The sequence below is a fragment of the Sorangium sp. So ce117 genome (assembly GCF_051524395.1).
Taxonomy (GTDB): Bacteria; Myxococcota_A; Polyangia; order Polyangiales; family Polyangiaceae; genus Sorangium; species Sorangium cellulosum_B.
The window spans coordinates 6076150-6096821 of the sequence record NZ_CP150309.1 but is presented as its reverse complement, the minus strand read 5'-3'; the positions used below and the strand labels follow the sequence as shown (position 1 = coordinate 6096821).

Below are 20672 nucleotides of genomic sequence, written 5' to 3'. Positions count from 1 at the left end.
TGTTGTCCGTGACCTGTGTATAGTGACGAGATAGGGCTGTCGGCGGTATCGCGTCGCGTGCCGCGCGATGCACGACGAGAAGCAGGTGCCGTGAAATTTGGACGGCGTGAGGTGGGGAGCAGTCTGCGAAGGTATCCGGCCGTATTCTTCTGGTCCTCGGTACCTCTCTAGCCACCCCATCACCTACCCCGATCTGTGAGGTCAGCGGAGGTAGCGTCCCGTGTCAAGAGGAGGCCGCTCGGCAGGGGGCCGCAGCCAGGGTATGGGCCGGCGCCGCAGGGCGTGGATCTCGTCCGCCGCCTGCATCCGGCGCGGTCGCGTACGCTCGCTCGTGCTCCCTGGCCAGGCGAAGCCTGGACGCCGCCGTGCTCTGGTTCATGCCGCGCCGCCGGGCGGATGCGGCCAGGCTCTCCGGATCGTCCACTGTGAGCAGCGCCTCGACCTGCCAGTCCGGCAGGCTGGCCAGCGCGGCCAGCACCTGGCGCGCAGCGATCTGCGCCTCCAAGCTTGGCTCGACCGGTTCGCGAAGCAGCCCAAGCGGGCTCGGATGGAGCACGGCGCGAGGTGCCCATGCGCTGTTAATGTGGTACGAGGCGAGCCGCCACGCGATCCCGTGGAGCCACTTCCTCAGCGCGTCCCGGGGCCTGGCTTTCGGATCTGGCCGGTACGTCGCACGGCGCACCGAGTTCCATGCGTTCACGAGCACCTGCTGTTCGACGTCGGCGCGGTCACGCTTCGGGATGCCAGCGAGCGTCGCGAGCACGATCCCGCGCTCCGCAAGGATCGCCTCGATCGTTGGCTTCTTCCTGGGATATCGCGCGGCGGGCGAGCGGCGAGCCCCCTTCCGCCGGGGCTTCATGTCCTCGCGTTTCTGCTTTCGACGCGTGAAACCAGCGCAGGGCGATGGGCTGACGCCTGCAGCCAAGGAACCTGTATGGCTCATGATGGTGATCTGTGGGCGCTCGGGCCGAGCAAGGGCAGAACGACTTGCGGGCATCCGCGGGGCGCCCTGCCACATCGCGCGGCTGCGCGAGGGTTGAGGGCATCCGCGCCGGGAAGGTACCGGCTCACATCGCGGTGATCGCGATGTTGTCGACGAGGACCGGATCGCCGGTCGAGACGCGGATCTGCAGGTTGTTGTCGTCCGACGGCGGGGTGAACGTCGCCGAGCAGGTGGTGCTCCAAGCGCTCGAGGGCGAGAAGCTCGTCCACATCACCTGGGCGCCGCCGCTCACGACGCGGAGCTCGGCCTGGGAAGACCCGCTCGCCGTGGTCCTGCGCGCGTCGAAGCAGATCGGGTACGGCCGCCCCGCGGCCAGCGCGAGCTGGCGGTTGCGCACCGGGTAGCCCGTCGCGCTCTGCGTCACGCGGACCGCCCAGTTGGGCGTGCCCGTCACCCGTCCATCGGGGACCACCTGCGCCCGGCTCCCATCGACGTGGTTGCGCCAGTTCGTGCGCTTGTCGAAGGTGTCGAAGTTCATGATGGCGGTGCTCTTCACCACGCTCGGCGCGGACACGAGGATGTCCGCCGTCCCGAACACGCCGAGCCCGAGCGTGAGCCCGTCGGACGGGGCGTTCACCTCGAACGTGTGCATCTGCCAGCCCGATCCCACGGTGTTCGCCACGTACTCGCCCCCGAGCGACGTCGCGCCGCTCTTCAGCCCCACCCACAGCGAGCTCGCGTACTGGCTCGCCTGCGTGTAGGTCATGAGCGTGATCCGGTAGCTGCCCGCGGCCAGGTTCAGCTTGCCGTGCGAGAGCGCGTCGGCCTAGCCCGCGCCGGTCGTGCGGTTGATGCGCGCCCACCGGTTCGTCACGTCGAGGGTCGCGAGCGCGGTGAGGTCCCAGAGCGCGTTGCGGCGCTGGCTGTCGAAGCCGAGGTTGTACCAGTCGCGCCGCGCCTCGCCGCGCAGCCGCTCGAGGTCACGCTGGATGTCGAACTCCCAGTCGAGCTCCTTGTCCGCCCAGCCGTAGTAGTTGGCCGGGGTGAGGCCGAGGCTCGTGACGAGCGGGACGTTGACCGTGGGGCCCTGGGCCGCGGGGTCGAAGCTCGGGTTGATGGTACCCCAGTAGAGCAGATCGCGCATCGAGAGGGCGTTGCGGCCCCAGCACCCGCCGGAGCACGCCGTGGAGAGCGGGGCGATGATCATCTTGCCGTTCGCCGCGTTGAAGTGGGGCGAGCCGCTCATGCCTCCTTCTCCCCAGACGTTCATCTCGACGCCGGTGTTCGGCGCCGAGGCCGGGGTGAACCAGTGCATTATACAAATATCTTGGCGTCTTGTGGCGCCTCATGGCGTCTTGTGGCGTCCTTTCAGTTCGAACTTCTGCGCTTTTCAGGCAGTTTCAACCCGTTTGTCGCTCCAGCGATGCCCCCGCGAGGCGTGTGCCCGCTGGCTCACGTCACGCGCCTCGCGCGGACCATTCGAAGAGTTGGATGTCTGCCCGACGTTTGCAATTTGGAATGGATCAGTCGCAGGTGCCGCCCGCGTAGTTGCCGGTCACCTCGATGGTGGGCGTGCCGGGGTCGATCTGGTCGGCGATGGCCTGGGCCTGGCAAGTCGGAAGCGACTCATTGTCCCTGATCGAGAGCTCTTGCGCCACGGTCTCAAGTGAGCCGAGCGCAGCGATGTTCGTGAGCCTCGGGTTTTGCCTGATCAAGAGCGAGGGGACCGAGGTCAGGTTGTCGAGCCCCGAAGGGGAGACGAGTCGATCGTTGTCAAGAATGTAGATGTAGCTGGTCGCGGCTTCGAGCATCTCGAGCCCGGTGAGGTCGCTCAGCCTCCAGTTTCCAGTGACCCACAGGGCCCTGAGGACGTGATTGTCGGGGTTGAGACCGGTAAGGCTCAGGAGATCGGCGTTGTCGGAGACGGAGAGCTCCTCGTCGATCTTGACGTTCTCGAGGCACTCGAGGTTCGTTACGGGAGCTCGCGCTGACCCGCGCGCAGGACGGCGTGCACGGCGTCGGTCGTGTCCAAGGACGCATTGAGCAGCCGCGGCGGATCCTTCGGTTTGCTCAAGGCATCCTCCTCCCAGCCGTGGCGCGCCGCCTGACGTTCCTCAGGTTATTTCCAGTTCTTGCGCTGGGGATTCTCCCAAGGCGCCTTGCACAACAAGCAATTATCGCCGAAGAAATGGTCCCGTGCGCCCATGTCGTTGTAGATCCAGTAGCGCATCCATGCGACGATCGCGGGCCGCTCTTCGCCGCCGCCGTCGCTCTCGATGTATGCATGAGGCGCGCCCGTCAGCGTTGCCAGGAATGTGGGCACTTCGGACATGTCGTAGGTGGCCTGCTGGAGGGGCATGCCGACAGTATCCCGGGTGCCAGTCGTCTGCAGCATCGTGCCGTGGAGGTCGGCCGAGGCCCTGTGGCCGTGGATCGAGACGACAGTGGCCACCGCCTCGTGACCGCCGAGTTGCACGGCCGAGGTGCCGCCGACCGAGAAGCCCATCGAGACCGCATGATCGACGTAGAGCTTGCCCTGGTATTTGCCTGGCGCGTCGTTCTGCTCCAGGATCCACTTGAGACCATCCTCCATCTTCCTGAGATTGCCTGCGTCGCCGGGGCCGCCGCTGAGGACGGGGCACCCGACGACCACGAAACCGTGAGAAGCAAAGTTCGTCAGCATGTTCGTGTGCACCGCCACCTGCTGGCCGATGCCGGGGCCGAAAACGATCGGAGCGTGCAAGAAGCCGTCCACACCCAAGGGTTCGGGCCTAAACACCGTATAGGCTCCGTTCGGCCCCACGTTCTGCTCCACGGTCGTCGCGAACGGACCCTTGGCAGAGTAATCCGTGATGGGTGGGAGCGCCGAACCACCGGCTCCGCCGGCTCCAGCGCCGCCGGCTCCAGCGCCGCCGTCACCTGCTCCGCCCGCGCCTGCTCCGCCCGCGCCTGCTCCGCCCGCGCCTGCTCCGCCCGCGCCTGCTCCGCCCGTTCCACCGGCGCTGGTGTCGGCACCGCTACTGGCCGCGCCACCCGACCCAGCGGTTCCGCCGGTCGACGCCCCGCTGGTGGTGGCTGACACGCTCGAACTGCCCGCACCGGCAGCTTGTGCCGCGCCGCCGTTGTCTTCGCCGCACGCCAGCAGCGCGACGCTCGAGAGCAAGCAGAAGACATTGAAGCGCCTGACGGTTTTCTTTTTGTTGTACATGAGGCCTCACTGGTTACGTCACGCCAGCGCCAAGCGCCTGCTTCAGGCCGACGATGACGAAGTTGGCAGACAGGTGGTTGCCAGGCGTTCCGCCTTGGAACCGTTGCAACGCTCCCCTGCATGCTGCTCATCTGGGGTGAGAGCCGACCGTCAGGGTCAACGCGCATGAAGAAGAAGGGCCCGATGCGCATGACGGTCTATCCAGGGTTAAGCGGAAGAAACTCCAGAAAGCCAATGTGAACGTTCACATTGCCGGCGTCAATCAAAAAACCGCCGCGCGGCGATCCTCGATGATCCGATGGGTGCGCAGCTGCGGCCGGCCTCGTGGGATGCAGCGGCGCTCCGGGCCGTACGGCGGACGTGGCTTCGGTGGGTAGGGGGTCCAAACGCCTTTGCGAAGGCAAGTGCCCACTCGCGCCAACCGCCGGCAGCAGCGGCCACCGCGCAGCAAGCCGCGGGCATCACGGCGGGCCCGGCAGGTGCTGCTGCGAGCGGCGGTGAGGAGAACGTTTGCAGGCCGAAGGGTGCGGCGGCGCCCCCCGGCGCGGAGGTCCGCTCCGCGCGAGGTGGCACGGGGCCAGGCGAGGCGCGCTTCGGCACCGGCGTCATCACGCGGTGGGTGCCGCCGCGCCCTTCGTACTGGACGCGGTAGGCAACGCGGCCGTCGGGCAGCAGGCTGAGGCGATCGAGGGCGAAGCACGGCCGCGCGCAGTAGCGGACGAGGCGCTCGCGCCCTTGGTCGTCGTCAGCTTCGAGCCTCACCGCCGCCTGGACGTTGAACCCGTCGAGCTCCGCGGTGAACGCACCGTGCTTCTTCCGCTCGAAGCGGGCGTTGCCATCGTCCGCGGGTCAGAGCCCCGCCGATCGAGCGAAGCAAACGCGCCGCCCGACGCGGCTTTCGAGCGCCGAGAGCGACGCTTCTCCGCGGCGTGCGACGGGTTCGACGTGCATTGCGCGGTGCGCATCGCAGCGGATGATGATCAGGGGCGCGAGAGGCTCGTGCGGTACTGCACCCGCCCGGCCTTCGCACTCGATCGAATCGAGCTCCTGCCCGATGGGCGTAAAACCACCGGCCCGCGCCGCGAAGTCTGAGCCGTGCGCGGGGCACGCGCCTCTGCCCGCGTCGCCGTGCGCGGAGCGGCTCCGGCTGGGTCGAGCTCGCGGAGCGCAGCTCCGGGTTCCCGACGCACAGCTGAGAGGTGTAACTGCGGAGACCGCCCATCGTGATCACGCAGATCACGCCATCGTGATCACCGCGATCGCGCATCGTGATCGCCCTCGGAGCGAAGCGACGCTGGTCCGTGTCAGAGCAACGAACGCTGCCAGGTTGGCCCTTATGGCGGGTCCTGCGGACAGTGTGTTCCGCGCGTCGTCAAGAGCTGTGGACCCTGCCCGGCATCGAAAGACTGTCATTGCGGCGCCTTCTGGCCCAAGGGCATGGCCTGCCCCTGACGGCTGACCGGCCGCCGCTCGCCTCCCATTCCCTCGGGAAACGCCTTGACCCAACCGTCCTCTGAGGACCCGGCATAGTTGGATTGTAGCCCGACGTTTGCAGTCTGGAATGGATCAGTCGCAGGTGCCGCCCGCGTAGTTGCCGGTCACCTCGATGGTGGGCGTGCCGGGCTCGATCTGATCGGCGATGGCCTGGGCCTGGCAAGTCGGAAGCGACTCATTGTCCCTGATCGAGAGCTCTTGTACCACGGTCTCGAGTGAGCCGAGCGCAGCGATGTTCGTGAGCCTCGGGTTCTCTCTGATCAAGAGCGAGGGGACCGAGATCAGGTTGTCGAGCCCCGAAAGGGAGACGAGCCGATCGTTGTCAAGGATGTAGATGTAGCTGGTCGCGGCTTCGAGCATCTCGAGCCCGGTGAGGTCGCTCAGCCTCCGGTTTCCGCTGACCCACAGGGCCCTGAGGACGTGATTGTCGGGGTTGAGACCGGTGAGGCTCTCGAGATCGGCGTTGTCGCCGACGGAGAGCTCCTCGTCGATCTTGACGTTCTCGAGGCCCTCGAGGTTCGTCACGCCCGTTGCATGGATCGCAACGTGATCTGCACGCGTCAAATTGCTCAGGGCGCGGAGGGACGTGACGCCCGGCGCGCGGAAGAACATGATGGATCCGATGCGCGTGAGGTCCTGCAGGCCATCGATATTCGTGAGCGAGGCGTTCGCCTCCAGACGGAGCTCACCGAGCTCGACGCCTGCGAGCGCGTCGATATTCTCGAGCGCGTCGTTCTCGTTCACGTGAAGATGGCTTATCTCGCTCATGTTGTGCAGGCCCGCGAGATCGCGGAGCTTGTCGTTGTTGTCGATGACCACCTGCAATCCGCCAGTTAGGCCGTCGAGGCCGGCGATGCTCAGCAGCTCGGGATTTTGGCCGACGTAGAGCTGATCACGGACCTCGGTCAGCGACGACAGGGCGTCGAGGTTCGTGAGCGAATCATTGCTGGCGATCAGGAAGTTTTCGACTCGCTCCACCCGGAGACCGTCGAGGCTCTCGAGCGCCGGGTTGTGGCTGACGGAGAGGTGTTCCGCGTCCGTGATACCGAGGCCGTCCAGGCTCTCCAGGCTCAGATTCCCGTTGACGTCGAGATAGTTCGATTTCTCGACGTAGAGCTCGAGGCCGTGGAGATCGGTCAAGGCGACGTTATCGAGGATGCTGAAGTAGCGGCCCACATGACGAAGCCCTTCGAGGCCCGAAAGGGAGCGCAAGGCGCCGGTGTTCATGACGGTGAGGTCGTTCGTGACCACCTCCAGTCGTTCGAGCCCGCTCAGCGTTTCGAGCGCGTCGCTCGTGATGTCGACGATGTCCGCCCCGGTCAGGCACTTGAGGTGCTGGAGGTCCTCGACGCTGCCGGCGATCGCGACGTTGCCCGCGCTGTGAATGAGCGGCAGCGCGTCGAGCTGCGCCTGGGTTTTCACCTGGATCGGAGCGAGATAGGCGACGGAGTCCGCGCACTCCGGATCGGTCGGCTTTCCTGGGAGGCTCTCTCCTCCGCCTCCCGCACCACCGCCGCCGGCGGGCGGCATACCGCCGCCTCCATCGTTGGCGCCAGCTCCGCCCGCGCCCGTCGCGGCGGTGGCCCCGCCGCCCGTGCCCGTCGCGGTGGTGGCCCCGTCGCCTGTGCCCGTCGCGGTGGTCGCGCCCGGCGGGGACCCGCCCGTGCCCGTCGCGGTACCGGGATCGTCACCGTCTCTGGGCTCTTCGCCGATCTGGAGCTCGATGCCGCAGCCGCCGAGGAGCGGCGAGGTCGCCGAAAGCGAAGCGAGGAGGAAGAGGTTCGCGGCGCGCCGCGGGGACGAGGTGCGCGAGGAAAAGCGATTCGACATGGGGGTTCTCCGCCGAAAGGACCGCATCGTGCGGTCACCTGGTGCGTGGAGAGATCGGCTCAATTTTTTGGAGAGGATCCCTCGAGGCCGAGCGATTCGAGCCTGCCGCGGTACGCGGAGCCGGGGAACCGCTCGAGCAGGCTCGCGGCGCGGGCGCGCGCCTCGGCCGCACGGCCGAGGGCGAGCAGGGCGCGGATGGCGATGATCTCGCGCTCTTGAGCGAGCGCGCCGGTGGGGAAGCGCCGCGCGTGCTCGACCGTGAGCGCGAAGGACGAACCAGCGTCGGTGGCGAGCGCGTCCTGCGCGCGGTGGAGCAGCTGGACCTCGGTCTCGGCCTCCTCGGCGGCGCCGGCGGAAAGAGCGCTCGCGCTCGGGGGAGCCCCGCCGCTGGGCGCGCCCGGCGAAGGGAGCGCCGCCTCGTCGGCGCGCGGCGCGGCGGCGCTCGCGCGCGGGAGGAGCTCGTCGTGCGGCGCGGTCGCGCGCGATGGCTCACGCGCCGCGCCGCGGCCGCCCTCCGTTGCGGCGTGACCGGCGCCGTCGACGCCGGGCTCCGCGGGCCCCGGGGGGGCTTTCGTGGGCGCGGCGGCGCTCGGCCCAGGGGCGCTCGCGATGGCGCTGGGCGCGGCGTCGCGCGGCGCAGTGGCGGCGTCGCGCCACCACACGCCGCCCACGACGCCGAGGCCGAGGAGCGCGCCGAGGAGCGCGCTGGCGGCCACGGAAGGCCCCGCGGCGGCCGCGGTGAGGTGCCCGAGCGTGGGTGGAGGCGACGGGGGCGGCGATGCGACCTGAGGCGCCCCGGCCGGCGGCGAGGCGTCCGGCGGCGAGGCGCCCGAGGGCGGGAGCGGCCCGAGCGGGAGGCGCGCGGCGAGGCGGGCGAGGTCGTGAGCCCCGGGGAGCTCGCGCTGACCCGCGCGCAGGACGGCGCGTACGGCGTCGGTCGTGTCCGAGGACGCATCGAAGAGCCGCGGCGGATCCTTCGGTTTGCTCAAGGCATCCTCCTCCCGGTCGTGGCGCGCCGCAGGGCGGCCTCGACCACGCGGCGCGCCGCGTAGAGCCGCGCGTACGCCGTCTGGAGCGGGCAGCCCACCGCCTCGGCGACCTCCGTCATCGGCAGCTCCTCCAGCTCGAAAAGCACGAACACCGCGCGCTTGTCGTCGTCCAGCGTCTGGACGCACGCGTCGAGGAGCGCGCGCGCCTGACGCTCCTCCAGCTCCCCGTGCTGGTCCTCGTGCGCTTCCTGGTCGGGCAGCTCGGCGCGCGTGGACTCGCGGCGCCGGTGGGCGCGCTTGCGGTAGTCGGCCGCGACCCGGATGCAGATGCCGTAGATCCAGGTCTGGACCGAGGATCGCCCCTCGAAGCCCGCGAGGCGCCGGTGGACGATCATGAAGACCTCCTGGCAGACGTCCTCGGCGTCGGCCTCATGGACGCCGAGCCGCCGCAGCGCGCGCCAGACGAACGGCGCGTGTTCGAAGAAGAGCTGCTCGAAGGAGGGGACCGGGCCTCCCGGCGCGGAGATCGCGCGCGGCCGGCCTTCGGGCGCGGTGGCGAGCAGGGGCATGCGCTGGGGTGAGTGGACGCGCGGCGGGCGCGTTTTGAAAGAATCGACGCGGCCCGGTCGCGGCAGCCCGAGGCCGAGGTCCAGGATCGCCGAACCCGGCGGCCCCTGGAAGGTGTCGTGCCGCGCCCCTGCCGCGTCGGTGTAAAAATGGACGTTTTGCACGGTCGGCGCCGCGATCCCGAGTCCGACGGCCCCGAACAGCGGCCCCACGAAGCGGTGCCCAGCGCGGCCCCGTCGAGGAGGCCGAGCGCCGCGGATCTCAGGTCAGGATCTCGACATACCCGTCCGTTCCATGCACGCGGATGCGTTGCCCATCCCGGATCCGCCTTGTCGCGTTGTCCACGCCGACGACCGCCGGCAAGCCGTATTCCCTGGCGATCACCGCGCCATGGGTCATCAGGCCCCCCACCTCGGTCACAAGGCCCTTGATGGACACGAACAGGGGCGTCCAGCTGGGATCGGTGAAGGTGGTGACCAGGATGTCCCCCGCCTCCAGCTCCGCGTCGGCCATGTCCAGGAGGACGCGGGCTCGCCCCTCGACGACGCCGGAGGAGACCGCCAGGCCGACGAGGGCTCCGGCGGGGAGATCGGCTCGTTTGTGCGCACCTGCCACGATCTCCCCATCGGACGTGATGACGAGCGGCGGCGACAGCTTCTTGTGGAGCTCGTGTTCCGCCCTCCGCTGGCTGACGATCCGGTCGTCCACCTGATGCGTGCGCACGACCTCGCGGAGCTCGTCGAACGTGAGGTAGTAGATGTCCTTGGCGTCGCGGATCACGCCGGCCTGCACGAGCCGCTCGGCTTCTTGCAGCAAGGCCTGCTTGTAAATGAAGTAGCGATTGACGAGGCCGTACTTCGGATACTCGCGATAACCGATGAAGCTCCGGAGCCGGTCGATCATCCGCTGGGCCTCGCCGGCCTTCTGCTCCCCGTCCGGCAGCTGCCTCAACCGGTCGAGCAGCGCTCGCGCCCGCTGTGAGGCCTCCTGCCGCCCCTGCTCGAACCGCCGCTCGCCGGCGCGAGGCTCGAAGTTCTTGATGTTGCTCAGGATCAAGGGGACCAGGGTCGCCGGCTTCTCGCTCCAGCGGGCCCTCGTGATGTCGATCTCCCCCACGCATCGCATACCGTATTTGTCGAGGTAGGCTTGGATGGCGTCCCGGGCTTCCTTGCCACCCTCGAGCGCGGCCAGCTCCTCCAGGAAGCCATCGTGCTTCACGTTCTGTAGATAAGCGACCACGTCCGGATAAGGACGGATCACGTCGGCGACGTCCAGCAACGCGAGGCCCATCTCCGACGTGATGTTGTTCGACACGGACTGGGAGAGCGTATCCGTGACGCTCTTCTCGCCGAGCCACGCCAGCATCTTCTCGTTGATCCACGAGGAAGCGTTCATGCCCGCCATGATCGCGCCCATGCTCCGCGGACCGAACATGGACTTGCTCAGCCCCTGGATGTCCTCCCGGATGAAGTCGAACAGCGCCGTTCCGGTCCTTGTCCGGATGTCGCGCTTCAGCTCCGCGAGCGCGGCCTGGGTGCGCTCGATCAGCTCCGCGACGATCGCCGGTTCGTCCTCGACCTGCGCGTCGAAGCGCCCGGGCGCCTGCTTGCCCTGGCCGGGGCGCGGGGCCGCCGGATCGTCGGGCGAGGGCTCGATGAAGTCTCCCCGCTCGATGATCGTCGAGAGGGCGTCCCTGAGGAGCGGATGGGAGCGCCCGAGGAGCTCCAGGAGGGCGTCCCGGCTGGCCGGTGAGGCCAGCTGCTTCGTGGGATTCACGAACAACCTGCCGCCTGCCGCGAGCATGCGGCCACCCGAGGTCAGCTGGAACAAGGACAGCCCCAGGGGCTTAATCGCGTCGGTCATCATCTGTTGATGGCCGACGGAGATGTAGACGTGGTTGCCTCGATCACCGGCTTCGGGGATGGGGTACAGGGTCGTGATCGGCCGGCTCTGGACGATGTGGAGCTCCTCCTCGACAAGGCACCACTCGATGTCCTGGGGGTGGCCGAAATGCCCTTCGATCCGCCGGCCCAGGCGCTCGAGTTGCAGGATCTGCGCGTCGGTCAGCACCTGCCCGTCCTGCTGTTCGGGCTCGATCGCCCGTTCTTCGGTGCCGCCCTCCTCCAGGGCACGCGTGGCCAGCGTCTTTCTGGCGATCGCCTTCTCGATGACCTGGCCGTTCCGCACCTTGTAGCGATCGGCGCTCGCCAGGCCGGCGACCAGGGCCTCCCCCAGGCCGAAGCCAGCCTCGATCGACGACACCTTCCGGTTCGACGTGACGGGATCGGCCGTGAAGACGATCCCGGCGGCCTGCGGGAAGACCATCTTCTGCACCACCACGGCCATGTGGACCTTGCGGTGATCGAAGCCGTGCTGGATCCGGTAGGTCACCGCCCGCTCGGTGAAGAGCGATGCCCAGCACCGGCGGACGTGCTGCAGGATCGCCTGCGTCCCGAGGACGTTCAGGTACGTATCCTGCTGGCCCGCGAAGGAAGCCCCCGGCAGATCCTCCGCCGTCGCGCTGGACCGTACGGCGTAGGCGTCGCCCGCGCCAAGCGTGGAAAGAGCGTGGGTGAGGGCCTCTTGCAGGTCCTCGGGGATGGCCGTCCCTTCGATGATCCGGCGCAGCTCGGCGCTGAGCTCCCGGATCCCGTCCCGGTCCGCCACCGCGAGCGACGACAACCGATCGAGCAACCCGCCGATCGACGGCGCTTCTCCCATGATCCGCTGGAAGGCCTCGGTCGTGACGCAGAAGCCAGCGGGCACGCGGATCCCCTCGATCCTGGAGAGCTCTCCCAGGTTCGCGCCCTTCCCCCCGACCACGTTGGCCTTCGTTCGATCGACCTCCTGGAGAGCAAGCACATAGGTCCGCATCCGTTCACCTCCATCAGGGCGTCGGCAGCTCGTTCGCGTCGACGGATCGTCACGCCCTTTCGTCGAAGGGCGCCACTATAACGCGAACTAGCCGGCCTGGCCCGGCTCCTGCCAGGGGCTGACGCGCTCAGAACCCTGGATCACGAGGCCGCCCACTCCATGGCGCGCTTGCATTCCGGCGCCCGCTCGGCGCGTCCGCCCGGCGGCGGCGCTGCACGCCAGCGTGCGGATCGAGGGGGAGGGCGAGATCGACGAGGCGGCGTTCGACGACGCCGAGGAGGTCCTCGCGACGGTCCGGCGCGCCGCGGCGGACGCGGGGCTCGTCACGATCGTCGACGGCGGCGGGGTGCTGGTCGGGGCGACGGCGCTCCCGGTCGATCCGGAGGGCAGCCGCGCCGCCCGGGCCCGGCTTGTCGACGTCGTGCGCGGGCTGGAGACGACGATCGCGGCGAGGCCGGGGCCGAGCCCCGCGGTCCAGGTCGTGCTGGTGCTGCACGCCGCGCCCGCGAAAGTCGAGGGCGCGCCGGGCCAGCAGCGGTTCGCGGGCGGCGCGCTCCTGCGCCTCGACGAGTGGACGACGGGGCATTCCCGGGGCGGCCTCGTGATCACGCCCGCGGCGCGCGCGGGGATCGACGAGGGCTAGCTCCCTGGGCCGGGACGGTCGACTTCGGACACCATCCCAGCCGGGAGGGCGACTTCACTTCATGACGAGCTTCCCTGCCGGCGTGATGCACGATTTGTTGGGCTCAGGCGGCGTGTCGCCAGATTCGCACTCCGCCGGCACCTTGTAGTCCTTGCCGACCGTCCCCTTCGGGTACCAGCACTCCGCGTCGAGGTAGCGTGTCAGGTAGTGGTCCCCGTCGGTCGACGATGCCTCGTTCGTCTTCCAATCCGTGCCCGTGTAGAGGATGATCGCGCCCTCCCCGCACATCCTTTCGGCCTCCTTGACGAGCTCCGGCTTCCAGATGGGAGCAGGCGTCGTGCCCTTCTCCGGCACCTTGTCGCACGCCGTGAGCTCGCGCGAGCCGTCGTCCTGGGCGCGGAGGTTCACCCGCTCGACTGTATCGAAGTTCAGGGCGCCGCTCACGGAGGTGGTCCAGTCCATGCCGGGGCGCTGCTTTCCGCCTTCCACGCGGAGCGAGGCAAAGCCGCAGCCCTGCTCTCCCGAGTCCTTCTTGCGGAGCGCCGTCAGCATCTCGGCGCATTTGTCACGCGCCTGCTCCACATACATCTTCCCATCCACGGTCTCGGTCATCCACTCGTTGCCCACCGCCAGCTTGGTCTTGTCCGCACAGCTCGCGGCCACGATGATCGCGTTGAAATACGCCTCGTTCGTGTCGAGGCTCTTCTTCGACGCGGCGGCCGTGTCGTTGTACCTCTTCGCGAACTCGTCGAGCTGAGCCTTCTCCTCGGGGCCGAGCGACGCGATGAACGCGCCGCAGCCGAGCGGCGCCGCGCACGAGAGGAGCAGGATCGCCGTCAATGCCTTTGACATGGTTCCATTCATGGGGCGGTGCGATAGCGTCCCACGGATATGGCGTCAACGCGAATGCGCGCCGCGCGGCGGGCCGGCGCGCGCCTTTGAAGGTCGCGCGCTGCCCTCCTGTGCGGCGGCGCCGCATCTCCGCCCACCTGCGCCGGGTGGATTCACGAAGCTGACACAACCGCCATCGATTGGGGCGCCAGACCTTCAGGGTCTCCGCTGCCGCTCGATGACCTTCTCGTCGGGCATCATCCCCGCCTCGGACTCCTTCGTTGCCTTGACGAACACGATGACTTTCACGGAGCTCTTCTCCCTGGACTCAAGCTACTTCGTCAGGACGACGTGGGTGGCGTGTTCCGAGGAGGCGTGCTCCGTGCATCGGTAGCCGAGGCTCACCGTATCGATGCCGGCGAGGAGGTGCTCGCCCCGGCCGAGGAGCACGGGGGAGATCACGAGGTGGAGCTCGTCGATGAGCCCCGCGGTGAGGTACTGCCGAACGGTGGCGACGCCGCCGCCGAGCCGGATATCCTTGCCCTGGGCCGCCTCCTTCGCGCGCTCCAGCGCGGCATGGATACCCTCGGTCACGAAGTGGAAGGTCGTTCCGCCCTCCATGGTGAAGGACTCACGAGCGTGGTGCGTGAGCACGAAGACGGGCACGTGGTAGGGCGGGTTCTTGCCCCACCATCCCTGCCAACCGTCGTCGGGCCAGGGGCCCCGCTGCGGCCCGAACATGTTGCGGCCCATGATCCAGGCGCCGAGGTTCTCGAAGCCGCGCGCGGCGAAGTCGTCGTCGACGCCTGTCCGGCCGACCGTGTCGCCGATCAGCGAGGCAGCGAAGTCGGCGGACATCCTCTGGAACGTCTTCGTGCCGAGGACCCACTGGTGCAGCGCCATCCCTCCGACGCCCATCGGATTGGCCAGATCCTGGCCGGGACCGGCGCCATGGCCGTCTATCGAGATCCCAAACGCGTGTACCCGAAGCTTCGACATGAGCGCAATTCCTTCCAGCGCAGGCATCGCCTGCGGCCCTTCTGACGACCGTTCGTCCGAAGTGGCGACGAACGAGCCGGGGCCGGATCGACACGCCGGCGAATTTTTTCTCTCTGGCCGATCGTCACATGAAAGCGCTGTCAATTCAACGGCTTAGGAGTTCCGGGCGGGCGGACCGCCGCTGGAGCCGCTTCTCGTGGCGCTCGATGGCCTCGACGAGCTTCGCCTTGCGCTCCCGCTCCGTGCGCCAGCGCCGTGGCTCTGGAACGCCCAGCCAGCGGGCAAGGCGCTCCAGCGGGGCGACGTCGGCGCGGAGGAGGACATCGCGGCGGAGGCGGATCATGGTCTATGCCCGCGCCGCCCCGCGTCTACGGCCACACCACGTCGGTTGGGCTGCTTCGATCCGTCGTCGTCCCGTCGCCGAGCTGCCCGTTCGAGTTCGAGCCGAAGCAGCGGATCGCGCCGGTGTCGACGAGCGCGCACGTGTGCAGATCGCCGAGCGCGACCTCGACGACGCCCTCGAGGCTCGTGATCTGGGTCGGCGCGTGCCGCTCCGTCTGTGTTCCGTCGCCGAGCTGCCCAACATCGTTGCGACCCCAGCACCAGAGGGCTCCGTCGGACTTTACCGCGCACGTGTGCTTGCGTCCCGCGGCGATCTGCACGACGTCCGTGAGGCCCTCGATGGTCGTGGGCGTCGTGTGGAAGGCGGTGCCGCCGTCGCCGAGCTGACCGTTCCGATTGTCGCCCCAGCACGCGACGCGACCGCTCTGGAGCAGGGCACAGGAGAACTGCTGGCCGGCCGCGAGCTGCAGCGGATGGTCGATCCCGCTGACGAGCGTCGGTGTCGGCACCGGCTCGCTGCTGAACGTGCCGTTGCCGACCTCGCCCCAGCCGTTGGAGCCCCAGCAACGCACCGAGCCGTCGTCGCTCGCCGCGCAGGTATGAAAATAGCCGAACGCGAGCCGCTCGACGCCGCTCACAGAGAGCGCTGTCGGCGTCGGGTGGTCGTCGGTATCGACATCGCCGAGCCCGAGCTGACCGCTGGAGTTATCGCCCGAGCAGGAGAGCGTGCCGCCCCCATGGATCACGCAGTTGTGCCAGTGGCCGAGCGCGAAGTCGCCGAGGCGCTCGACGTCGGCGACAGCGACAGGCGCAGGCGACACCTCGACGCCTGTCTCGCCGGTGCCGAGCGCGCCGTTCGGATTCGCCCCCCAGCAGCTCGCGGCGGCCGCGTTCGTGCGTACGCACGTGAACTCGTACCCGAGCCCGATCTGGACGGCGCCTGTGACGCCCGGAACGGCGAGCGCAACGCTCGAGTCTCCGGCGCGTCCCTGGCCGAGCTGACTCGCGTTGCCTGCGCCCCAGCACCGCACCGTGGTGTCGGAGAGCACGGCGCAGGTGTGTTGCCCACCGGCGGCGATGTGGATCGGCACGTCGCCCGGTGCGCCCCCGGTACCGGTGCCGGAGCCAGCGGAGCTCGAGCTCGTGGAGGCGCCGGTGCCGGATGCGCTGGCGTCCGCGCTCGTGGAGGCGCCGGCGCCGGACGCGCTGGAGCTCGCGCTCGTGGAGCCTCCGGCGCCGGACGCGGCGGAGCTCGCGCTCGTGGAGGCGCCGGAGCCGGACGAGCCGGAGCCCGGGCCTGTGGGGTTGCACGAGTAATCGGTCAGAGCGAGGGAGAGGAGAACGGCGCTGTGCAGTGTGAAGGTGCCGTTCATCTGGGATCGAGAAGGGTTGGACATGGGAACGAAACCTCCGAAACGCGCAGTATACGCCGGCGGGTTTCGTCGAACATCCCTCGCATGACGTCTTGAGCGACTCGTGGATACCTGCCTGTGTGGCGTGGATAACATGGCTCAAACGAGTGAGCCCGCTGGAGCTGTGGGTTCTTGTCGGCGGAACAGGGGTTCGTACGTTTCGAACGTTATGGTTGCTGCCGGTGATTGCTGGCAGCGCCCGCAACGTCGTGCCGAGACCTTCCACGAGCTCTCGACGGGCAGGCTCCTCGCCGCCGTTCAGTGGGTGGAAGATGTCGACGTCGAGGTGAAGCTCGACGCCGAACGAAAGCGGCTCGAGCTCTCCGGTTGGGATGCGACGGTTTCGTGCCGCTCGATGCTTCGATCAAGCTCGTGACAAACTCCCGCTGGCTCTCGTTCTGCTAGGTTCAACGCACATGAGACGCAGGATCAAGCTCGTCGCGATCGAGGTCGTCGGTGCGGTCGCGTTTCTGGTGCCGGCGCAGGCCCTGGCGCGGTCCGAGGGGTCGTTCAACCCCGGCTTCTTGCTGTCCGCCGGCAGCGGCGAATGCCCGGTCGGGGTCGGCATGGAGATCAGCGGCATGGTCTTCCCGAAGGGAGACCCGGGCTCGATCGGTTACGGTGGTTTCTTCCAGGCGCAGACGTATGCCGGCGACTACGGGCGGCTGGCGTTCGGGTTTCAGCTCGGAAACGTCGTCGGTGGAGAGCTCGGCTTCGCGGGTCTGACCCGCAGCGATCTCCACACGTCGACGTTCGCATTGCACACGGGCGTCTTCGCCTCGGCCGCGGTGCTGGGGACGGGGCTGCGCGTGACGATCCCGATGAGCGGCTCCGATCACGGGCTCCCGGCCCACGGCGTCGAAGTGTCGTGGGTCTTGACCCTCAAGGTTCCGATCTACAGCGGCAGGGTCTTCAACTCGTTTGGCCGGCCGCTGCGAGACGAACAGGGCCCCATCACGGCCGCGGCGCGCGAAGCGAGCGGCTGGGCGGACATCCGCGACCCCGCGCTGGTCGCTCACCTTTCGCCGCGGGAGCGCGAAGAGCTCGCCGCCCTCTGGCTCGAGGCCGCGCTCGCCGAGCACGCCTCGATCGCGACGTTCGCCGCGCTCGCGCTGGAGCTCCTGGCGCTCGGCGCACCCGCGGACTTGCTCGCGGCTTGCCAGCGGGCGGCGCAGGACGAGATCGAACACGCACGCCTCTCGTTCGGTCTCGCGAGCACGTACGCGGGGCTACCGCTCGGGCCGGGCAAGCTGCCGTTGCCGGCCACCGCGCTCTCGGGCGACGCCGCCGCCGTCGCGTACCTGAGCTTCACGGACGGCTGCGTCGGTGAGACGTTCGCCGCGGCGCTCGCGCGACGAGCGCAGCGCCACGCGACCGATCCGGCCGTCGCGCGGGCGCTCGCGCGTATCGCGACGGACGAAGCGCGGCATGCCGCGCTCGCCTGGAGCATCGTCGCGTGGTGCCTGACGCTCGACCCCGCGCGCGTCCGCGCCGCGCTCGGCGCTGCGCTGGCGGAGCCGGAGATCGAAGCGCCTGCCGCCCCGCTCACGGATGTTCTGGGGCTGCCGATCGTTCCGGCGGCTCGCCACGGAGCGGTGCCGGTCGAGGAGCAAATGCCGCTGCGGCGCCGCGCCGAGCGGACCGCGCGGGCGCGTTTGAAGCGCATGCTGCGGGCGCCGCGCGAAGCGCGGGTCGAGGGAAGCCTCGTGCCCTGAGCGGGGCGCCCTGCGCGAGCCTTCGCGCCTGACACACAGGTGAGCCGCCGCGGAGCTGCGCCGTGCTCAGCCGCGCTCCACGCGGGCCGGCAAGGTCCGGCCCGGCGTGCAGTTCCGCGTGACGTGGCGCTTGACCAACGTATGCACCGTGGTGTATATACATATTAATGCAACTGGATGTCTTCCAGGCCCTGGCCGATCCCACGCGCCGCCGCATCGTCGAGGCTCTCCTTTCTGGCGAGCAACAGGTGGCCGAGGTCGTGGAGAAGGCCGGCATCCACCAGTCGGGCGTGTCGCGGCACCTGCGCATCCTCTCGGAGTCAGGTTTCGTCTCGATGCGACCCGATGGGCAGCGGCGCCTCTACTCCCTTCGTCCCGAGCCTTTCCGCGAGCTCGAGGACTGGCTCGGCCGCTACCGGCAGCTCTGGGAGGAGCGCCTCGATCGTTTCGGTGCCGCGCTCGAGAAGAAGCGCGCGCAGGCTCAGAACAACCCGGCCGTTCAAGGCGGCCCAACCACGAGGAAGCGACCATGAACAGCGCAGTCAAAACCCAGGCCCGATCCAAGGTCAGAGTCGAGCGCACCTATCGCGCCACGTTGCAGGAGGTCTGGGACCTCTGGACCACGCGAGAGGGCTTCGAGTCCTGGTGGGGGCCGCGAGACTTCCGGGCCGCGGTGGCGGAGCTCGACGCGAGGCCGGGCGGCGCCCTGCGCTACGAGATGATCGCCGCCACGCCCGAGATGGTCCGCGCCATGGCGGAGGTCGGCCGGCCGCCCTCGCACGGCGTCACCTCCACCTTTGCCGAGCTCACGCCCATGACACGGCTCGTGCTCCGCAACGTGATCGACTTCCTGCCAGGCGTACCGCCCTACGAGAACGACATCGATGTCGAGCTCACGGAGCTCGGTGACCGCGTGAAGATGGTGGTGCTGCTCGACACCTTGCATAGCCCCGAGTTCACCGAGATGCAGAAGGAGGGCTTCACCAGCCAGCTCAGCAAGCTGGACGAGAAGTTCGGGGCGGCGTGAGGAGCTGCCGCGCCTGGGCGCGCGGCCTCGCGCGTCAGTAGGCGAAGGCCTGGTAGACCTCGGCCTCCTCAGTCTCCTCGGGCGCGTCGAGCGATTCGACGATGGGATTGAAGCGGAGCATGCGCTTCGCCCGCTCGGACAGGTGGGAGAGGCTCTCGCGGGGCACCCGGATCGAGACCTCCGGGCGGAAGAGCCAGCGGCGGCTGTAGCCGATGACGACCATCGGCCGCGGCTCGCGCGAGCGGTTCGGGGTCCCGCGGTGGAGTCCGCGAACGTCGCGGACCATGACGTCGCCGAGCTCCATGGCGATCGGCTCGAGCGCGACCTCACCCTGCTCGAGGCGCCGCATCCCCTCGGCCTTGGAGAGCATGTGCGTGCCGCGGGCGATCTCGATCGGGCCGTTCTCGGCGGTGACGTCGACCAGGGGGAAGTTGACGGCGAGCTGGAACGCGGGTGTCTCTCTCCCGGTCTCGGGGAAGAGCGGCGGCGTGTCGCGGTGGACGTCCTGGTAGTCGGACCCGAGGAGCGGGGTGTCGGTCGCGAGCTGGACCATGGTCATGTCGGCCCCGACGAGGCGCTCCACCACACCCAGGATCGTCTCGTCCTCGTAGATGCGCGGCTCCGCGAAGGGGGCCTTGAACGGGAGCGTCACGTAATAGCGACCGTGCCCCCGGTTCTTGAGGTGCCCCTCACGCGCGATGTGGGCGTCGAGGAGCGGCGCGAAGGCCTCACGCCACGAGCGCAGCAGGCTCTTCGGAAGGAGGTTCTTTATCAGGCAGAACCCATCGCGCTGCGCTGCGCGGGCAAGCTCATCCATCTCGGCGCTGGTGTGGCGGGCGTGGCTCATGGCTCGGGCCGAGCTTGGTGGATCGAGCGGAGTCGTCAAGCTCAGCGCTCGCTCTCCGCCGGTTCATCTCCATCCCGCCGTCGCCGGAATCATCGTCTTCGGAGGAGAGTGCGGCGCTCCAGGCGCCCGGCCCACGTGCGCGGGACGGGCGAGTGATCTCGGCCTCACGAGGCCGACGCCCGCGCGGCCCCGCTCTGCATCAGCTCAGGCTGGTCGCCCTCATGCCTGACACAGAGCGGCCTCGACGCCGCTCTCGCGGGAGCGCGCCGGTCACAGCTTCGAGGCGGCGTGGTCCCAGTTCACCAGGTTCCACCATGCCTCGACGTACTTCGCCCGGGCATTGCGGTAGTCGATGTAATACGCGTGCTCCCACACGTCGCACGTGAGCAGCGGCGTCTTGCCCTCCGTGAGCGGGCTCCCGGCGTTGCCCGTCTGCACGATTTCCAGCTTGCCTGAGCCGTTCTTCACCAGCCAGGCCCAGCCCGAGCCGAACTGACCGATGGCCGCGGCGGTGAACTTCTCCTTGAACGACGACACGCTTCCGAACGCCTCGTCGATCGCCGCACGGAGCGCGGCGGGAGGCTCACCGCCGCCCTGCGGCTTCATGCTGTGCCAGTAGAACGTGTGATTCCACACCTGAGCTGCCTGGTTGAAGACCGCGCCGGACGTCGTGCGGACGAGATCCTCGAGGCTCTTGCCCGCGAGCGCCGCGTCCGCTGCCACGAGCTCGTTCAGCTTCGTGACGTACGCGTTGTGGTGCTTACCGTGGTGGAAGTCGAGCGTCTCGGCCGAGATGTGGGGGACCAGCGCGTCTTTGGAGTAGGGGAGCTCGGGAAGAGTGAAGGTCATGGTTCTGTTCCTCGTGTTGCGTGTCGACGGCTACGCGCTCGTCGCAGCCCGTTGTGAGTAGCTCGGCGAAGACCTTCGGGTGGCGCTCCAGCCTCGGATCGA

General features: G+C 68.8%; 22 protein-coding genes. 6 read left to right on the top strand and 16 right to left on the bottom strand.

Going from position 1 to position 20672, the window contains the following annotated elements:
* Window positions 1–223: 223 nt before the first annotated feature.
* The 6 genes from WMF46_RS22795 to WMF46_RS22770 all read right to left on the bottom strand — a co-directional run bounded on the left by WMF46_RS22795 (window position 224) and on the right by WMF46_RS22770 (window position 4913).
* Window positions 224–763: an RNA polymerase sigma factor gene (locus WMF46_RS22795; protein WP_437987519.1), complete on the bottom strand. Its 540-nt coding sequence runs from the start codon at window positions 761–763 to the stop codon at window positions 224–226.
* 304 nt (window positions 764–1067) lie between these two features.
* Window positions 1068–1709, bottom strand: coding sequence for a hypothetical protein (locus WMF46_RS22790; protein WP_437987518.1), 642 nt, complete (start codon window positions 1707–1709; stop codon window positions 1068–1070).
* 60 nt (window positions 1710–1769) lie between these two features.
* Window positions 1770–2258 carry a hypothetical protein gene (locus WMF46_RS22785; protein ID WP_437987517.1) on the bottom strand — a complete coding sequence of 163 codons (489 nt, stop codon included), beginning with the start codon at window positions 2256–2258 and terminating at the stop codon, window positions 1770–1772.
* 208 nt (window positions 2259–2466) lie between these two features.
* A complete protein-coding gene (locus WMF46_RS22780) occupies window positions 2467–2754 on the bottom strand; it encodes a hypothetical protein (protein ID WP_437987516.1) in 288 nt (95 codons plus the stop codon).
* Between the two features lie 308 nt (window positions 2755–3062).
* Window positions 3063–4151 (bottom strand): hypothetical protein, encoded by a 1089-nt coding sequence (locus WMF46_RS22775; RefSeq protein WP_437987515.1) that lies wholly within the window; start codon window positions 4149–4151, stop codon window positions 3063–3065.
* 258 nt (window positions 4152–4409) lie between these two features.
* A complete protein-coding gene (locus WMF46_RS22770; protein WP_437987514.1) occupies window positions 4410–4913 on the bottom strand; it encodes a hypothetical protein in 504 nt (167 codons plus the stop codon).
* Here WMF46_RS22770 and WMF46_RS22765 point away from each other — a divergent pair.
* The gene (locus WMF46_RS22765; RefSeq protein WP_437987513.1) at window positions 4887–5243 is read left to right on the top strand and encodes a hypothetical protein; all 357 of its coding nucleotides are present in this window, start codon (window positions 4887–4889) and stop codon (window positions 5241–5243) included. The two genes, WMF46_RS22770 and WMF46_RS22765, sit on opposite strands and share 27 nt — an antisense overlap.
* 474 nt (window positions 5244–5717) lie before the next feature.
* Here the strand turns inward: WMF46_RS22765 and WMF46_RS22760 are convergent, their stop codons facing one another.
* From WMF46_RS22760 to rph, 4 genes are all read right to left on the bottom strand, one after another.
* The gene (locus WMF46_RS22760) at window positions 5718–7475 is read right to left on the bottom strand and encodes a hypothetical protein (protein WP_437987512.1); all 1758 of its coding nucleotides are present in this window, start codon (window positions 7473–7475) and stop codon (window positions 5718–5720) included.
* Between the two features lie 59 nt (window positions 7476–7534).
* On the bottom strand, window positions 7535–8464 hold the full coding sequence (locus tag WMF46_RS22755; protein WP_437987511.1) for a hypothetical protein: 930 nt from the start codon (window positions 8462–8464) through the stop codon (window positions 7535–7537).
* Entirely contained in the window at window positions 8461–9195 is a 735-nt protein-coding gene (locus WMF46_RS22750) for an RNA polymerase sigma factor (RefSeq protein ID WP_437987510.1), read from the bottom strand. Before WMF46_RS22750 ends, WMF46_RS22755 begins: the two co-directional genes overlap by 4 nt.
* A 97-nt stretch (window positions 9196–9292) precedes the next feature.
* Window positions 9293–11905: a rifamycin-inactivating phosphotransferase gene (gene rph, locus WMF46_RS22745; RefSeq protein ID WP_437987509.1), complete on the bottom strand. Its 2613-nt coding sequence runs from the start codon at window positions 11903–11905 to the stop codon at window positions 9293–9295.
* A 223-nt stretch (window positions 11906–12128) separates the two neighbouring features.
* Between rph and WMF46_RS22740 the strand changes: the two genes are divergently transcribed.
* Complete coding sequence (locus tag WMF46_RS22740) at window positions 12129–12548, top strand: hypothetical protein (protein ID WP_437987508.1); 420 nt, start codon at window positions 12129–12131, stop codon at window positions 12546–12548.
* Between the two features lie 54 nt (window positions 12549–12602).
* On the opposite strand, the gene WMF46_RS22735 is transcribed toward WMF46_RS22740, so the two are convergent.
* The 4 genes from WMF46_RS22735 to WMF46_RS22720 all read right to left on the bottom strand — a co-directional run bounded on the left by WMF46_RS22735 (window position 12603) and on the right by WMF46_RS22720 (window position 15769).
* On the bottom strand, window positions 12603–13400 hold the full coding sequence (locus WMF46_RS22735; RefSeq protein WP_437987507.1) for a hypothetical protein: 798 nt from the start codon (window positions 13398–13400) through the stop codon (window positions 12603–12605).
* A 312-nt stretch (window positions 13401–13712) separates the two neighbouring features.
* Window positions 13713–14378 (bottom strand): dihydrofolate reductase family protein, encoded by a 666-nt coding sequence (locus WMF46_RS22730; protein WP_437987506.1) that lies wholly within the window; start codon window positions 14376–14378, stop codon window positions 13713–13715.
* Between the two features lie 145 nt (window positions 14379–14523).
* Window positions 14524–14721 (bottom strand): hypothetical protein, encoded by a 198-nt coding sequence (locus tag WMF46_RS22725; RefSeq protein ID WP_437987505.1) that lies wholly within the window; start codon window positions 14719–14721, stop codon window positions 14524–14526.
* 25 nt (window positions 14722–14746) lie between these two features.
* A complete protein-coding gene (locus tag WMF46_RS22720; RefSeq protein ID WP_437987504.1) occupies window positions 14747–15769 on the bottom strand; it encodes an RCC1 domain-containing protein in 1023 nt (340 codons plus the stop codon).
* Between WMF46_RS22720 and WMF46_RS22715 the strand changes: the two genes are divergently transcribed.
* From WMF46_RS22715 to WMF46_RS22700, 4 genes are all read left to right on the top strand, one after another.
* Window positions 15753–16037 (top strand): hypothetical protein, encoded by a 285-nt coding sequence (locus WMF46_RS22715; RefSeq protein WP_437987503.1) that lies wholly within the window; start codon window positions 15753–15755, stop codon window positions 16035–16037. The genes WMF46_RS22720 and WMF46_RS22715 overlap by 17 nt on opposite strands.
* Before the next feature lie 511 nt (window positions 16038–16548).
* Window positions 16549–17847 carry an acyl-ACP desaturase gene (locus WMF46_RS22710; protein ID WP_437987502.1) on the top strand — a complete coding sequence of 433 codons (1299 nt, stop codon included), beginning with the start codon at window positions 16549–16551 and terminating at the stop codon, window positions 17845–17847.
* Between the two features lie 167 nt (window positions 17848–18014).
* Entirely contained in the window at window positions 18015–18380 is a 366-nt protein-coding gene (locus tag WMF46_RS22705; RefSeq protein ID WP_437978951.1) for an ArsR/SmtB family transcription factor, read from the top strand.
* Window positions 18377–18874, top strand: a complete 498-nt coding sequence (locus tag WMF46_RS22700) for an SRPBCC family protein (protein WP_437987501.1) — start codon at window positions 18377–18379, stop codon at window positions 18872–18874. The genes WMF46_RS22705 and WMF46_RS22700 overlap by 4 nt, the downstream gene beginning before the upstream one ends.
* A gap of 34 nt (window positions 18875–18908) precedes the next feature.
* Here WMF46_RS22700 and WMF46_RS22695 read toward each other — a convergent pair whose 3' ends face one another.
* On the bottom strand, window positions 18909–19721 hold the full coding sequence (locus WMF46_RS22695; protein WP_437987500.1) for a phytanoyl-CoA dioxygenase family protein: 813 nt from the start codon (window positions 19719–19721) through the stop codon (window positions 18909–18911).
* A gap of 270 nt (window positions 19722–19991) precedes the next feature.
* Entirely contained in the window at window positions 19992–20570 is a 579-nt protein-coding gene (locus WMF46_RS22690; RefSeq protein WP_437987499.1) for a superoxide dismutase, read from the bottom strand.
* Between the last annotated feature and the right edge of the window lie 102 nt (window positions 20571–20672).

What these genes read in the sequence shown, in the direction of transcription:
- WMF46_RS22760 (WP_437987512.1), bottom strand. Translation starts at nt 7,475, where the DNA reads ATGTCGAATCGCTTTTCCTCGCGCACCTCGTCCCCGCGGCGCGCCGCG.
- WMF46_RS22730 (WP_437987506.1), bottom strand. Translation starts at nt 14,378, where the DNA reads ATGTCGAAGCTTCGGGTACACGCGTTTGGGATCTCGATAGACGGCCAT.
- rph (WP_437987509.1), bottom strand. Translation starts at nt 11,905, where the DNA reads ATGCGGACCTATGTGCTTGCTCTCCAGGAGGTCGATCGAACGAAGGCC.
- WMF46_RS22775 (WP_437987515.1), bottom strand. Translation starts at nt 4,151, where the DNA reads ATGTACAACAAAAAGAAAACCGTCAGGCGCTTCAATGTCTTCTGCTTG.
- WMF46_RS22695 (WP_437987500.1), bottom strand. Translation starts at nt 19,721, where the DNA reads ATGAGCCACGCCCGCCACACCAGCGCCGAGATGGATGAGCTTGCCCGC.
- WMF46_RS22700 (WP_437987501.1), top strand. Translation starts at nt 18,377, where the DNA reads ATGAACAGCGCAGTCAAAACCCAGGCCCGATCCAAGGTCAGAGTCGAG.
- WMF46_RS22790 (WP_437987518.1), bottom strand. Translation starts at nt 1,709, where the DNA reads ATGACCTACACGCAGGCGAGCCAGTACGCGAGCTCGCTGTGGGTGGGG.
- WMF46_RS22785 (WP_437987517.1), bottom strand. Translation starts at nt 2,258, where the DNA reads ATGCACTGGTTCACCCCGGCCTCGGCGCCGAACACCGGCGTCGAGATG.
- WMF46_RS22735 (WP_437987507.1), bottom strand. Translation starts at nt 13,400, where the DNA reads ATGTCAAAGGCATTGACGGCGATCCTGCTCCTCTCGTGCGCGGCGCCG.
- WMF46_RS22725 (WP_437987505.1), bottom strand. Translation starts at nt 14,721, where the DNA reads ATGATCCGCCTCCGCCGCGATGTCCTCCTCCGCGCCGACGTCGCCCCG.
- WMF46_RS22690 (WP_437987499.1), bottom strand. Translation starts at nt 20,570, where the DNA reads ATGACCTTCACTCTTCCCGAGCTCCCCTACTCCAAAGACGCGCTGGTC.
- WMF46_RS22710 (WP_437987502.1), top strand. Translation starts at nt 16,549, where the DNA reads ATGAGACGCAGGATCAAGCTCGTCGCGATCGAGGTCGTCGGTGCGGTC.
- WMF46_RS22780 (WP_437987516.1), bottom strand. Translation starts at nt 2,754, where the DNA reads ATGCTCGAAGCCGCGACCAGCTACATCTACATTCTTGACAACGATCGA.
- WMF46_RS22705 (WP_437978951.1), top strand. Translation starts at nt 18,015, where the DNA reads ATGCAACTGGATGTCTTCCAGGCCCTGGCCGATCCCACGCGCCGCCGC.